Genomic DNA, 14,844 nt, shown 5'->3' on the forward strand with positions numbered 1-14,844 from the left:
CTGCGCCAGTAAGACCTTTACCAGCTTGCAGTTCAGCTAATGCTTTGTTGAAGTCGAAAGATTGAGTCATGTGTCACTCCTGTTTTCTTAATAATACTGAAATGACACAGATTTCTAAACACTACCTCCTAGATTAGCAGATTGCTAAACTTATTGTTAGCTGTGTCTGACATATTATTCAGTTTGAGCTGTAGAGGTGATTCCAGTGTAGTGCCATTTTTAATATTTCGGATGGAGTGTTCTTCACTAAGGGCTTTGTCAAAGCCTACAACATTAAATGCAAACCACTTCTCACCTTTTAAATTGCATTCAAGCAGCTCAACATTGTTGCTAAAATCGTTTAAGAATAGCGGTGAATATTTAGGGGATACTACAATTGTTGAGGCACACAAACCGGCTATATCAGGTTTTTTTAAATTTTGGTGAGCTGTACTAGGCTCTAGCAACCAATCAACGCCCAACTCTCTCCAATTGTCTCTCATGCTCATACCGTCGAACATTAACAACTGGCCCTCGGTCAATTGAATTGTTTGTTCGCCCCCGTTTCATTAAGTAAGAGAAACTCATCAAGCTCGACACTCACACTGTATACTTTATTAAATTTGTCTGTCATTAAGCATTACCTTGAGTCAATAATGAAATACGTTTTTGAAATTGAAAATCTAGGAAGCGATTCATTATTCACTAATATTAAGCAGTGCAGTAACAACCACTGGTTTTATTAAGTAACAGTTCGCTGTTAAATCCAGCTACAAGATTATTTATAACCGTTTCAACAAAACCACTGCCCTGCGCGCAGCCAAGCCCTTGAGAAAGTGGGCCGGCATAAACAAAGTCACCTTTATCGTTAATCACCACGGCAGCCGGTGTAGCAGGGAGCAGTATTTGTAAAGAGGCTGTTTGCTCAATATTGATAAGCGTAAAATCATGCGCTTTAGAAAACGCAGCCAACTGTTTTAAATGAGGCTGGGCTTGCTTGGTGCAGCCACAGTCAGGGTCAGTAACGATAATCAACGAATTATGCTTTGCAGCTGTAAACCCTATGTGTTGTTTAAATTTAGTAAACCACCCTGGTTGTTCAAGCACGCCATAGCTGTCAAAAACGCGCAACTGATTATATTGATAATAAACTAAACCAGAAACCGTCAATACTAACCACAGAGCAATCACTGCACTCGTTTTAATGGATGAATTACTTAAATTTAGCAATGCTTTGCTCTAATACCGCAATACTTACGTCGATCATTTGTACTTTAGCGGTTAGTTTTTCTACCACTTTGGTATCTTGATATTGGCTTTGCTGCATTTGTTCTGTGCTAGAAGCTATTTGTTTTGTGTTTACAGCTTGCTCAGCAACAACTTGCGCTACAGAGTGAGTACTTTGGCTGACGGCTTTTATTTGCTCACTCATGGCGCTTATGTTTTCTTTCATGGTGGTGCTGATATGCGTTAAATCAACAACAAAATCGACACACTGGCTCATAGATTGAGTTGACGTTTTACTGTTTGTAACTAAATCTTTTAATGTTAAAGCAATTTTATCTGTCGTGGCTTTACTGCTTGTAGCAAGCGTTCTGACTTCATCGGCTACAACTGCAAACCCGCGGCCATGCTCACCCGCTCTTGCGGCTTCAATGGCTGCGTTAAGCGCAAGTAAGTTAGTTTGCTCTGCAATGCCTGATATTTCATTCAACAACCCTGATATTACATCGCCAGCGGCCACTAAATGATTTATTTGCTCTTCTGTATGATTAAGTAAATTAAGTAGCTCCGTGCTTTTAGTGTCTGTTTGCATAACGTCATTTAAGGCGCTATTTGCAGCTTGAGTAATGTTATCTACCTGCTGCTTTAATACTTCGCTTTCATGCTCAACTAAGCTAAAGCCCTGTGCAACTTGAGCACCAGAGTCTGCTATATCATTAGTTTGTTGCTTTCTTTGCTCTGCCCCGCTTGCTAGCTCATCGTGTACGTTTATTAATTGCTGTGAATTTTGCTGCAGTGAAAGAGACTGCGTTTGCACTTGCCTAATTACATCTGATAAATAACCCAATAAAGTATTAAAGCCCGCTACTGCATTGCTATTTTTATCATCGGCCCTAAGCGAAAGCTGTATATGCTCAGGGTCTTGCATAATGGCTTCGGTCGCTTTGGTTAAAGACACGCCAGCTCTGCGCTCTTGTTGTAGTGTTTTAGCAATATAGCCTGCTACAAACACTTCTACTATTGCATAGCCGGCATGTATAAGCACCGTAGTAAACGCCAGTCTGTCAGGGTCAAATACATAAAAACCGGTGTTTTGTGTTTGTAAAAAGTAAAAGCTTAAATGATGAACGGCCACAAAAATAATGGCCGTAATAAACACCTGCCACTGTACAAACATAATCAACATGGCCATTAAGATGAATATTTCGAAGTGTATTTCTATTAACCCAAAGGCTTGTTGTATGTGCAAAAAAGAAAACATCATAATTGCCGCAGCAACAACATGACCTGTGATTGGGTTATTTTTCTGAGTTTTAAGTAACCATATAGGCATTAAACTTAAAGGTAGGCCGACTATAAATGCTTGTGTAAGTGTCCCAAAGTACAAGCCTAGGGCGATAGACTCTACAAACAAAAAAATAAATATTATGGTGAATAAACGACTTACACTATTCATAAATACCTTTAATTATTAAAATTTTTTTAAACAAAATCAGAGGTTGTACGTATTAGCTAATAATTACGACCACATTTAATTATCAATATAGCCTAGCCTGCCAACTTTACTTAATAATTGATAAAACCGCTTTAAACTCAGGTAATGCTGCGTTTTTTGTCCACTGAAAAATGATACTTTCTACGCTTGTAATTATTGCCCCTGCCTGTTGTAACTGCTCTAGAGCTAGCGATTTATGCATCGTATTACGTGACCCCACAGCATCTGCCGCTACATGCACCTCAAATCCTTGGGCTATTAAATCTAAGCAGGTTTGTAAAACACATACATGCGCCTCTGTGCCTATTACTATAATTTGTGAACGCGTAAGCTTTGTAAACACAGCATTAAATGCAGGCTCATTACACGCACTAAAATGTGTTTTTTCAACAGTCTGTGCGTTTATAAGGGTGTTTTTTAAAAGGCTGTGTGTACCACCAAGCCCTTGAGGATATTGCTCAGTCACTATGCTAGGAATTTTAAAAAGGCCGCTTACTTTGGCAATTTTTATTGCCCACTCTAGTAAATCAGAAAATTCGATAATAGCGGGAGATAGCTTATCTTGAATATCTATCACTAATAACACGCTGTTATCTGCAGACAAATTTTTGTGACTAACCATAACACCCCGTTTTTAAGTAATTATAATTAGTAAGCGTAGCTTAAATGGTTATAAATAACTAAATTAGTGCTTTAATTTAGTTGTTATAAGTTGTAATCCACATTTTAAAAAATGTGCTATATTTAACTTTTATATGTATATCCCCTGCCCTAGAGCGAGTTTATTAGTGCGATTGAGTATTTTGTTTTTTCTCTTCACCACTGTATGTTTTCTTTGTATTACTAGCGTATCTGCCTCCACAAATTATGCTCAACAACTACAACGAATATCTACCGATGAAGGTTTATCCCAAAATTACGTAACTAAAATTTTGCAAGATGATTTAGGCTATATTTGGATAGCTACAGCGCAAGGGCTTAATCGATTTGACGGCTACACGATAACCCCTTTTGATGGCGGATTTACTCTTAACGAAAACTTCATCACTACACTATTTAAAACGCATGCAGGCAATATAATTGTTTCTACTGAGCTTGCCGGTGCCTATTTAGTTAACCCAAAAACGTTAACTACTCGTAATATATTTTCGGGCAATCTTGCAGGTAATACAGCTAGTTTCGCTTCTATTGAAGCGATAGCCCAGCACCAAGATACCTTTTACCTTGCCATTTTAAACAACGTGTATTCACTTAACTCTAAAACAAATTCACTTACTTTAGAGTTTACTATAGGCAATGAAAACAGCGTGGTGCGCGCGTTAAAATATTACAAAAATACGCTATTTATAGGCACACAAACGGGTTTATTTAGCTACGACCTAAAAACAGAGTCATTAACCCCTCTTAATTTACATACTCCCGATAAACAAACAGTCGATAACAGTAATGTTAAGTTTTTATCTGTAGACCCCGCGCTAGGATTATTAGTTGGCACCGTTGAGGGCATGTACGCGTTAAGTTTAAATAGCTCAGCAGGAGCAGCTGCAGATAAAAGCACTAAAAGCGTGATTGCTGATTACAATATTTGGGATTACAGCAATACACCCTATGGCGAATTTATTGCCACAGAGCATGGCTTGTTCGAATTTAACCGAGAAAAGGGCACCACTGAGTTAATTCTTAGCTTTGATCAAAGTAAATTTAATATTACCGAAAATACTATTAACGATTTAATGGTCGACTCAAGTGGCGTGTTTTGGCTGGCGTCGCGCACTCAAGGCGTGCTTACTTGGTCAATAAACACACGGCGCTTTAACAAAACCACCCTACCCGAAAACAACTATATAAACAGTATTTACCAAGACGATGATTTAACTATGTGGTACGGCACCGATAATGGCCTTGCCCATGTAAATGCTAAAAACAAAGCAACCTACTACCTAACCTCACAAGACCCTAAAGCGGTTTATGGTGAATACGCTATTTTTGCAATTAATAAAGCGCATTTAGATTCCACTTCGCGATATTTATGGCTAACGGGGTACTACAGTTTAATTTTATTTGACAAAGAAACAGGCACTGCCGTTGCAAAAAAAGATTTAAATAACGCACTGTCTGAAGGTGCGGTTATTTATGGTTTGTCTGAGGTAGCCCCCGACACATTCGCTTTTTATAATGATCACAGTTTTTATGTGTACAATGGCAAAACAGGCTTAACGCGCGAAATTAACGGGTTAAAACAACATGTAAACCCTTTAGAGGCCTATACTTTTCATCGACCTTTTGATGATTACCCAAATGAATTTGTATTAAGTACAACTACCCACTTTTACCGGTTTAACGAGCAAACAAACACTCTTACCACTATTTATAAAACCAGCAAAAAAGACAGCCAAAATTACCATACAGTAGAAAACTGGTTAACCGATAAAAATAACATTTTATGGTTAGCAACAACCAGCGAAGGCCTAGTGGGTATTGATGCGCAGAGCTTTGAAAAAAAGCACCACTTTAACGTAAGTAACGCCTTAAAAACGCAGTCTATTTATTCACTTATTAGCGATGAGTATGGTTATTTATGGTTTAGCAGTAAAAATGGTTTGTACCGCTTAAATACCGATACGTTAAGGCTGCGAGTTTTTACGGTTAAAGATGGTTTATCGGTTAATTTATTTAGCACTTTAGGGGCAATTACGCTTAAAAATAACACTGTAATGTTTGGCAGCAGTTATGGTGCGATTTCGTTTAACCCCGCTGAGTTTTTACAGCAAAGCACGCAAACAACAACCTCAATAACCGATATTACTTTAATGTCGCGCGATTTAGACTATCAGCCAAATCAGTTTGCCACCTCTGCATTGCAATTAACACATGAGGATATGGGTTTGGAGGTCAGCTTTTCTAATTTTGATTTTCAAAATAGCGCGGAAACACGTTACAAGATTACGCTTCAAGGACCTACTTCGCTAGAGTATGATGATTTAAAAGCAAACAAAATATTTTTTACAAAGCTCCCACCAGGTAATTATCAATTAAAGGCCAGCGCGTATAACTTTAATAGTGCGACTGAATCAAAGCCGGCGCTGTTAAATTTTAATGTGGCATACGCGCCTTGGAAGTCTCCTTATGCGTATGCGGCTTATATTTTAATTATTATAACTGTGCTGTGTTTACTGTTTTGGCAATACAGAAGCAGACAACTAGCCATAGCTAATGCGCAAAAAGCGACTATACACTCGCAAAAACAAACCGAGCTTGCGCTTAGTAACAATAAAAGTGGCATTTGGGATTACCATTACAGCGACGATTCGGTAAATACAAACCGGGGGAGTGAGCTTGGGTATACTAATTTGCCCAACCGTATTCCATTAAAACATTATTTAACTTTAATTCACCCTGAAGACAAACCACGGGTTATTTCGCACTGGTTAAATTTTACCAAACAAAAAAAGCATGAGCACTGGCAAGCAACTTATCGGTTAAAGCATAAGCTTGGCCATTGGTTGTGGTATCAAGATTTAGGGCAAATTATTTATGACGAACAAACAAATAAACCGATATCTGTATCTGGCATATATACCAACATAACTGAGCAACGTGCCAATGAGCAGCAAGCCAACATTTTAGGTGAGGCGTTTGGGCAAATAAACGACTGGCTGCTTATTTTAGATAATAACTTGGTGCCGGTTTCTGCAAATAACAGTTTTATAAAAACCTTTTCGCAAACTCATAAACATCCGCTTAGCTTAAAAGTATTTGTTAATGCAATAGGTAAAGCGCAATGTAAAAGCTATGCCAACACATTAAAAAGCTTAACAGCAAAACAAAATTGGCGAACTGATGCCGTTATTAAAACTGCAACTAACCCGCACCACCCCATACATATAAGTGCCACTGCAATTGCTAAAGATACACATAGCATAAGTTACTATGTGATTGTTATTTCGGATTTAACCGAGCAAAAAAAGGCAGAAGACGAGCTGCGCTATTTAGCCAATTTCGATCCCCTAACACAATTACCTAACCGCAGTTTAATGCATCAAAAAATTGGTAAATCGATTAAAAAAGCTCACCAGCAGCTCACTCAAAGCGCTTTACTATTTATAGATTTAGACAAATTTAAACCGGTAAACGACACATTTGGCCACGCAGTGGGAGATCAACTACTGTGTAATATCACCCAAAGAGTAAGCGCTATGTTGCCAAGTAATGCCACGCTAGGCCGCCAAAGCGGTGACGAATTTTTAGTGCTTATTGATAACGTAGAAGACATAGCCGCACTTAATAACATAGTCAAAAGTATTAGCTCAGAACTTGCCAATAAGGTCATTATCGAAGATTTTTCTATTAATATATCAGCCAGTATTGGCGTGGCTTTATACCCATTTGATGCCAGCTCGACCGATTTACTGATCAGAAACGCCGATGTAGCCATGATGCATGCAAAGCAAGCTGGCCGAAACGGGTTTAAGTTTTTTAACGACTCGATGAACGAGCAAATAAAGCAAAAGCTCATCCTCGAAAACGATTTAAAAGACGCCGCGAAAGATAATCTATTATTTAATCACTACCAACCCATAATAGACACGCACGCACAAACAATAAATGGAGTTGAGTTACTTATGCGCTGGGAAAATAACGGCCAATTTGTCTCGCCGGCATTATTTATCCCTATTGCTGAAGAAACAGGCCTGATAGAAGCATTAACTGAGCAAGCTTTAGAGCGCGCGCTAACTGAGCTAGCCCCTACATTGGCCAGCAACCCATTATTTTATATTTCACTTAACTTGTCGCCAAAGCACATTTTAAGGACGAATATAGCAACCAAGCTGACCAATATATTAAAACAGCATCAAATGAGCCCAGTACAACTGCGCCTAGAAATAACAGAAAACATACTGCTAGAAGACAAGCAAAAAGCCGCAAAGCAACTACAAAAGTTAAAATCGGCTGGTTTTAAGCTGTTACTCGATGATTTTGGCACCGGCTACTCATCACTTACTTATTTGAGCCAGTTCCCTATTGATGTCATTAAAATAGATCAAAGCTTTGTTAACAGCATTGGGATTGATAAAAGTGATGAGTCGATCATCAAAACCATTTACACTTTAGCTCAAAACTTGGAGCTTTATTGCATAGCCGAAGGCGTTGAAACTAAGCAACAAAAAGCCTTTTTAGAAGGGTTAGGTTGTCATGTTTTACAAGGTTATTATTTTGCAAAACCAATGCGTGCAGAGCAATTACAAAACCCCGAAACACATGAGCATATTCACACTTTAATAAAAAGTTAGCTATGAATATGCTGGCATTCGTGGCTTTCTATTTGCAGTACGCTGCTTTTAACATTAAAACGCGCAGCGAGGAGTTTTTCTATTTTTAAGCGGCAGGCTTCATCGTGCTTTTCAATTGTACAATGCTCTTTTAACACCACGTGAGCGCCGACAATAATATCGCTGTCTTTGCGCGACACCGTCACATTATGTACGTTATGCACATGCTCTAAATCGGTAATTGACTGCTCAATATCCTTCACTTTAGGCAACTTAGCGTTATTAAAGAACAGCCCCTTAATACAGCTCGTGATCACTTTACCGCCGGTAAATAACACAAACGAGGCAATTAGCATGCTCGATAAAATATCAATAATGCTCCAGCCCGTAAAATAAATAAGTACGCCAGCTATAAATGTAGAAATGGTCGATATAATGTCAAAAAACGAATGTAAAAATACAGCGTACACATTAATGCTTGCTTTGCGGCCTTTATAAAGTACCCACGCTGCAGCACCATGAAATAAAAACCCTACAGAGGCAATACTCGACATTAAAAAGCTGTTTATTGCTAAATCATGGCCATCGTTATGATGGGAAATTCTCTCTACACCTTCATATAAAATTACGGAGCTTATTGCCAAATACAGTAAACCATTAATTAAACCACCAATGAGCTCAGCGCGTTGATAGCCATCGTTATAGGTTTTAGCAAAATGAATTGCTAAGCTTGAGGCAATAAGGGCAATAAATAGCGAGCTATTATGCACAAATAAGTGCCCTGCATCGGCAAGTACAGCAAGCGAATTAGCGTAATAAGCGCCAATTACCTGAATTACCATAAATGAACATGTTATCGCTAAAGCGATAAGTAACCGACGACGAGACGCCTGGTGTGTAGTGATTTCTGTCATGAAATGCTTGAAAAACCTATACTTAAAATGCAAATAAGCCGTCAGGTGGCTTAGAGTAGAAAAGGGTAATGATATACAGTAGCAATTGTAATACGAAGCCCTCTTAAACGCACTAAAAACTTAGCAAAATAGCTAAAGTTGTACTAAATAACATAGTAGGAACAATTAAATTGTATGTAAAATCAACTGGAGCAATGAGTGGGCTTAAAACCAATCGAAGATATGTGGAGTACTATAAAGCTTATTCCGTTTGCCGTTGTACTTTATGATGCTAAAACACAAGCCTATAAAGCAAACACTCAAGCGCAGAGTATATTTGATTTACCCTCACAGCCAACATTAAAAGATGCAGACTTTAAGCACCTCACGTTAAGTAGTCCAGAAAGTAAAAAACAATTTACTGTTGCGCAATTGTTTGAAAAATACTTAGTTATAAATACTAACTGCCACGTATTTTTACAAAAACAAACACACGGCCTATTACTAAACGCCAAACTTGCCTCGCTAAATAGTCACTTATACATTGCTACGTTTGAGATAATTGAACACAACGAAGATGCGCAATATAACTTTGATAAAATTATTTCAAAAATTTCTACCGACTTAATAGATATTCAAATTGACGATATTGATACTCATATAGAGTTTGCGCTTAAAGCCATTGGCACTGTATGCCATGCCGATAGGAGCTACTTATTTAAATTTTCTGACGATGGTAAGTCAATGCGTAACACCCATGAGTGGGTTAACCAAGGGATTCAGCCATTTAAAGATCAACTACAGCACATACCAAAAAACTCTCTCCCCTACTTTGCTAATTTAATGGGCACAACACATTTATTTAAAGTAAATGATGTTGCCAGCCTCCCAGCAAAAGCGGCTAAAGAAAAACAAGAACTTGAGCGTGAAGGTATTCAATCGGTACTGTGTATTGGCCTTCGCTACGATAAGGAGCTAGTAGGCTTTATTGGTTGTGATTGTGTAAAGCAAAAACGTGAGTGGACAGACTTAGACTTAATTAGGTTAAAACTAGTAGGTGAAATAATCGCTAATGCGTTTAAAAACTTAAACTACAAGCAAGAGCTTCAGCATATTCAACAACAGCTAATTACCGCAAATCAAAAGCTTAACCACCTTGTAAATACTGACAGCCTCACCACAATTGCAAATAGACGTTGTTTTGACAAAGCACTAGAGAGCGAAATTAAACGCTGCGCACGTGCTAAGCAGCCCGTTAGCTTAATTATGTGCGATATAGATTTTTTTAAAAATTACAACGACAGCTACGGCCATCAACAAGGCGATGAAGCCTTAGTTAAGGTGGCAGCTGCGCTTAAGTCGCAATGCCGACGCGAAGGCGATTTAGCCGCGCGCTATGGCGGTGAAGAGTTTACCGTCATTTTACCGGCAACTAATGAGCAAGACTGCCAACAATTTACCCGCTTAATTCAACAAGCAATTAACGCGGCAGGCATAAAACACAATAATTCTACCGTAAGTGAGTACTTAACATTAAGTATCGGTTTTTATTCAGCCACACCTGATAAAAATAGCACGCCACAGTGCTTTATAAGTAAAGCCGATCAAGCACTCTATACCGCAAAAGAAACAGGCCGTAATAAGGTATGCCAATTTACATAACTAAATCTATTATAAAGTAACGGGCGGCTCTAGCTGCCCGTTTTTTATGCCTGTTATTTTAAATACATTACCTTGTAATGACTGGTTGGTTTTTACATTACTGTCATCTGCAGAAGTTACAAATAGCCACTGTGCGTTATTGCCACCAAACGCAACGCTTGTAGGTTTTGTTGCAGCAAGTGGCAGTGTGTTTAAAACCTCCCCATCTGGCGATAAACACATAACGCAGCCCATATCCCATACCGCAAGCCATAAGTTGCCAAGGGCATCAATCACACAGCCATCTGGGTCTACTTTGGTATTTTTAAATTGATAAAAAACTTGGGCGGGTAATATAGGCTCACCGCTATCTGGGTTTACATTTAAAGTAAAAATACAGCTGGCTTTTGAGTCGCAGTAATAAGCACGTGAGCGCGCTTTATCAAAACATAACCCGTTGGGAATGGTTAAACCTTGCACCACGCAATTAAGCGAATTTTGATAAAAACGGTAAATCTTACCTTCGCCTGAGCGGGCGTTTTTATCCATAGTGCTTAGCCAAAAACCACCCCAAGGGTCGGCTCGACCATCGTTAGAGCGCCGTGTGGACTGGGTATTTTCTAAAAATGTAAGCGTTTGGCGCACCCCAGAAGCTATATGGTATTTATAAATACCCGTACTGGTACCAATAATAAGGTGTGCTTTATCAAGCCACGCTAAAGCCGAAACCGTATCTTGCATTTCAACTTGTGTTAGTGAGTCAGGCTTTGTTAAACACTTACTTAGCAGCAGGTTTTTTTCTATATCTACCCAAAATAGCGTTTCAAGCAAAGGGTGCCAAAGCGGGCTTTCACCTAACTTATTTTGCACGTTACTAAATACGGTTACACTTGAGTCAGTCATAAATAACGATTCTTAAATATTAACAAAGCCTTGTATTAATAAATACTTTATCAGAAATCCCCAACACTTACGATTAAACAAAACACATTAGCAGCTAAACGCTTTTTTCTAAGCCAAACAGTGCACTAATACCAAATAGCTTAATTAAGTGATTTAGTTTTAAATACTAAACCACATTGATTACAGGATAAAAGCTTCTTTATTGGTCTGTTTATATCAAAATTTTTAGCGCCGTTAGCGCCAAGTTTAATCCCTTAAGTGAATAAAGTAATGTGGCAAATGGGTATAATTATTTCAGCATTTTATCGCGCTTTACCTGGTTAGTTGGTAATATCATCAACAGGGAGGCAATAGTATGATTAATAATAACAATAAACATTCTTTAGTGGTTGAGGGAGGTGCAATGCGCGGTATTTTTGCCGCCGGCGTGCTGGATGAGTTTTTAGCGCAGCGCTATCAACCTTTTACTAATTACTTTGGGGTTTCTGCTGGCGCTACCAATATAGCCGCTTATTTATGCCAACAACCTAAACGAAATTACCATGTTATTACCGACTTTTCGTGTCGGCCTGAATTTATTAACTTAGCGCGCTTTATCAAAGGCGGCCACTTATTTGATTTAGATTGGCTGTGGCAAGCAACCATTAAAGAAATCCCCCTCAATACAGAAGCCTTTGCAAAGGCGGCTCACGAATTTTATATCGTCTCTACAGCTATCACCACAGGGCAGCCCCATTACCTTAAAGCAAGTAGTGATGTGATGGTAGAGCAACTTAAGGCATCGTGCGCGATTCCAATTGCGTATCGTAACTACCCTATAATTAATGATATTGCGATGACCGATGGCGGCGTAGCAGACTCTATTCCCGTAATAAAAGCATACGAAATGGGCGCTCAAGAAATAACCGTGGTGCTTTCTCAGCCACTAGGCTATAGAAAAAAGCCAAGTAAATCGCAGTGGTTAACTAAAAAACTTTATAAAAACTACCCTGCTTTAATAAAAAGCACGATTAACAGAGCGCATGTTTATAACAGCAGCATAGATTTTATTAATAACCCGCCTGAAGATTGCAAAATCAATATTATTGCTCCACCGCCCCAATTTAGAGTGGGCCGCACAACCAAAAATGTTAAACACCTTAACGATGGGTACAAAATGGGAATTGATACAGCCAAAGCCTTTTTAAGCTAAGTGTGTTGTTTCCCTTTAGAAAGCGCAACCAGTATGCCCATTACAGTAAACGCTGCAATGGTGCATACAATGCCCGCTAGCACAGCGTAAACATTTATAAAAAACGCTAAGGCAATAGCTATTAAAGCCCAACAATACAGCCACTTATAGGCTACTTTGTAGTGCTTACTTCTCATTAATAATAAAGCGGCCAGTAAACACGCTAGCGCAACAACTATCATAACGGTGCTCATGCTGCTTTTACCTCTGCAAGTGCTATGGCATTAGGTTTTGTTTTTAAGTATCCCCATAAAAACGCCAGTCCAACAATTAAAAAGCTAATATCTGTAAATGTCACTAGGGTACTGTTTGCGTTAATAACATTATTAACGCCCACTACACTATTAAGTGGTAAAACACTTATTAAGAATAAGGCGCAAAGCAACAAGGTTGCTCTAAAGTAGTTTTTATAGTTTTGCCAAAATGCTGCAATTACTAGCCATACTAACCACGCGTAAAAAAATACCGGCCCAAAGTAAGCATTGTGCTCAGCGCCAGCCACGGCATAGTTTAAAAGTACTTGCACAGGGAATAACACACAACAAGCAAGCAAGCACTAAACCACCGCAACTGCCTATAATAAAGCGGTTCCACCTTGCATACGCGTCAGCGCTAAGTGTTGGTGTGCTGCCTCTGGTACGCTTTGCTAACCACATCATCATGCCTGAAAGTGGCATTAAAGCACATGCTAAGCCAAGCATTACCCAAAGTAATTTGACAAATAAGCCAGCAAAATTACCAAAATGGAGTGGGAAGAGTATTGCAATAATTTTAATTGATACCCCGGCTATATCGCCAAAACTACTCATTGAAGTGATGTACTCCCCTTGCCCATTGTAATGCAACAACTGAGAAGCCACGGCTTCGCCTCCTAAAAGGCGTAAATACACTTGTGCGTTAGCATCGTTATGCGCCATTACCGTGGCATCTAAAATAACTGCATGTGGGTAGCGTTGCTGCGCATCACTTAAAATAGCGGTTATGTTAGTTGGCTGATTTACATAACTAATTATTGGCTCAGGAATAGCTGTAAAAGTTTCTATCAACTTATCTTGGTCGCCTCCAAAGCTAACAAAGGCTGCTGCAGGTAGTAAAATTACGGTTGCGAGCCCTAAAAATGCGCCGCTAAAGCCAATTACAATATTAAAAATACTGCCCCAAATGCCCATTACTTTGTGGCCGTCACTTATGGTTACATCAAAGCCTTTAAGCCACCTTAAGGTGAACAGCTCTTTAATTAATTTACGATGTATAAATAAGCCAGTTACCGTACTTACTAATAATGTTAAACCTAAAAACCCAGTTAAAATAAGCCCTATAGGTCGCCCTAAATGTAAGTCAGCGTGAAACTCACCAATGTAGCTGGCTGCATCTGTTTTTCTATTGGCATAATATTGCTTACTTGGGCCATAGTAGGTATTTACCAACGCTAAGCTTGCTGGGTCAAATTCAAATGCCCGAAGTACTTCTTGCTGGTAATTTTCATCACCATGGTGTGATTCAAATACTAAAGCCAGTAAGTGAAAATTATGCCCTGTTGGCATAAACACATGAATGTTTTCACCAAACTCTTTGGGCACTTGAGCGTGGTATGTATTAACTAATGTGCTTATTTCACTATTAGGAATATGTTGAGTTTGCTGCAGTGATTGGTTGGCCCAAATTTTTAGCTCAGGCCTTGCAAGTACTGCTAACGCGCCGGTAAATGCCACAACAAACAATAAAACGGCGGTTACTACGCCCACCCAACTATGTAATAAAAATAGCTTTTTTAAAGTAATTGATTTCATCCTTGCCCCTGCATTAATGCAAAATAACTTAAAATTCCATGCACTAAACACAAAGTGATCATGAGTAAAAATGGCTGCCATGCTTTTTCGCTAATGTAGGCATATATAAAAAGCCCAACCCAAATAATTGGAAACAGTAAAATAGGCAGTAAAATTTGTTCACTCATTTGTAAGGGCAAATAGGTAGTCATCCCGGTTATCATCACCGTAGCGGTTACCAATGCCAATACGCACGCCATTAAATGGCGACGCTTTGTAGCGCTAAAGGTTTTTTTATTATTCATTTTTAGCTCATTTAATAAATAGCAGGCGCGCACACCTACACATGCAAATAACAACTATTTGCATTATATTGCGCATTTGTAAATTTATGCAACATATTATCGTTACTTAATAAGCTAACAAGCTCCCTTTTATT

General features: G+C 38.8%; 13 protein-coding genes. 3 read left to right on the forward strand and 10 right to left on the reverse strand.

Annotated elements, in window-relative coordinates:
* Window positions 1-128: 128 nt before the first annotated feature.
* The 4 genes from PSH48_RS18140 to PSH48_RS18155 form a co-directional block, all read right to left on the reverse strand.
* A complete protein-coding gene (locus tag PSH48_RS18140; RefSeq protein ID WP_240452972.1) occupies window positions 129-482 on the reverse strand; it encodes a hypothetical protein in 354 nt (117 codons plus the stop codon).
* Between the two features lie 208 nt (window positions 483-690).
* On the reverse strand, window positions 691-1,209 hold the full coding sequence (locus PSH48_RS18145) for a DUF6436 domain-containing protein (protein WP_273612038.1): 519 nt from the start codon (window positions 1,207-1,209) through the stop codon (window positions 691-693).
* Complete coding sequence (locus tag PSH48_RS18150) at window positions 1,193-2,659, reverse strand: methyl-accepting chemotaxis protein (protein WP_064387029.1); 1,467 nt, start codon at window positions 2,657-2,659, stop codon at window positions 1,193-1,195. The genes PSH48_RS18145 and PSH48_RS18150 overlap by 17 nt, the downstream gene beginning before the upstream one ends.
* 106 nt (window positions 2,660-2,765) lie before the next feature.
* A complete protein-coding gene (locus PSH48_RS18155) occupies window positions 2,766-3,320 on the reverse strand; it encodes a hydrolase (RefSeq protein ID WP_273612039.1) in 555 nt (184 codons plus the stop codon).
* Between the two features lie 133 nt (window positions 3,321-3,453).
* On the opposite strand from PSH48_RS18155, the gene PSH48_RS18160 reads away from it, so the two are divergent.
* On the forward strand, window positions 3,454-7,989 hold the full coding sequence (locus PSH48_RS18160) for an EAL domain-containing protein (protein ID WP_337946971.1): 4,536 nt from the start codon (window positions 3,454-3,456) through the stop codon (window positions 7,987-7,989).
* Here PSH48_RS18160 and PSH48_RS18165 read toward each other — a convergent pair.
* Window positions 7,986-8,882: a cation diffusion facilitator family transporter gene (locus tag PSH48_RS18165; RefSeq protein WP_029774437.1), complete on the reverse strand. Its 897-nt coding sequence runs from the start codon at window positions 8,880-8,882 to the stop codon at window positions 7,986-7,988. The genes PSH48_RS18160 and PSH48_RS18165 overlap by 4 nt on opposite strands.
* Window positions 8,883-9,080: 198 nt before the next feature.
* Here PSH48_RS18165 and PSH48_RS18170 point away from each other — a divergent pair, with 198 nt between their 5' ends.
* The gene (locus PSH48_RS18170; protein ID WP_273612041.1) at window positions 9,081-10,523 is read left to right on the forward strand and encodes a sensor domain-containing diguanylate cyclase; all 1,443 of its coding nucleotides are present in this window, start codon (window positions 9,081-9,083) and stop codon (window positions 10,521-10,523) included.
* 9 nt (window positions 10,524-10,532) lie between these two features.
* On the opposite strand, the gene PSH48_RS18175 is transcribed toward PSH48_RS18170, so the two are convergent.
* The gene (locus PSH48_RS18175) at window positions 10,533-11,405 is read right to left on the reverse strand and encodes an SMP-30/gluconolactonase/LRE family protein (protein WP_273612042.1); all 873 of its coding nucleotides are present in this window, start codon (window positions 11,403-11,405) and stop codon (window positions 10,533-10,535) included.
* A 355-nt stretch (window positions 11,406-11,760) separates the two neighbouring features.
* On the opposite strand from PSH48_RS18175, the gene PSH48_RS18180 reads away from it, so the two are divergent.
* On the forward strand, window positions 11,761-12,597 hold the full coding sequence (locus PSH48_RS18180; protein ID WP_273612043.1) for a patatin-like phospholipase family protein: 837 nt from the start codon (window positions 11,761-11,763) through the stop codon (window positions 12,595-12,597).
* Here PSH48_RS18180 and PSH48_RS18185 read toward each other — a convergent pair.
* The 4 genes from PSH48_RS18185 to PSH48_RS18200 are packed head-to-tail and all read right to left on the reverse strand — an operon-like array spanning window position 12,594 to window position 14,710.
* Window positions 12,594-12,830, reverse strand: a complete 237-nt coding sequence (locus PSH48_RS18185) for a hypothetical protein (RefSeq protein ID WP_273612044.1) — start codon at window positions 12,828-12,830, stop codon at window positions 12,594-12,596. The genes PSH48_RS18180 and PSH48_RS18185 overlap by 4 nt on opposite strands.
* Entirely contained in the window at window positions 12,827-13,162 is a 336-nt protein-coding gene (locus PSH48_RS18190; RefSeq protein WP_273612045.1) for a hypothetical protein, read from the reverse strand. The genes PSH48_RS18185 and PSH48_RS18190 overlap by 4 nt, the downstream gene beginning before the upstream one ends.
* Window positions 13,125-14,426: a PepSY-associated TM helix domain-containing protein gene (locus PSH48_RS18195; protein ID WP_273612046.1), complete on the reverse strand. Its 1,302-nt coding sequence runs from the start codon at window positions 14,424-14,426 to the stop codon at window positions 13,125-13,127. The genes PSH48_RS18190 and PSH48_RS18195 overlap by 38 nt, the downstream gene beginning before the upstream one ends.
* A complete protein-coding gene (locus PSH48_RS18200) occupies window positions 14,423-14,710 on the reverse strand; it encodes a hypothetical protein (protein ID WP_029774445.1) in 288 nt (95 codons plus the stop codon). Before PSH48_RS18200 ends, PSH48_RS18195 begins: the two co-directional genes overlap by 4 nt.
* Window positions 14,711-14,844 lie beyond the last annotated feature (134 nt).

The organism is Pseudoalteromonas sp. Angola-4, assembly GCF_028599265.1.
GTDB lineage: Bacteria > Pseudomonadota > Gammaproteobacteria > Enterobacterales > Alteromonadaceae > Pseudoalteromonas > Pseudoalteromonas atlantica.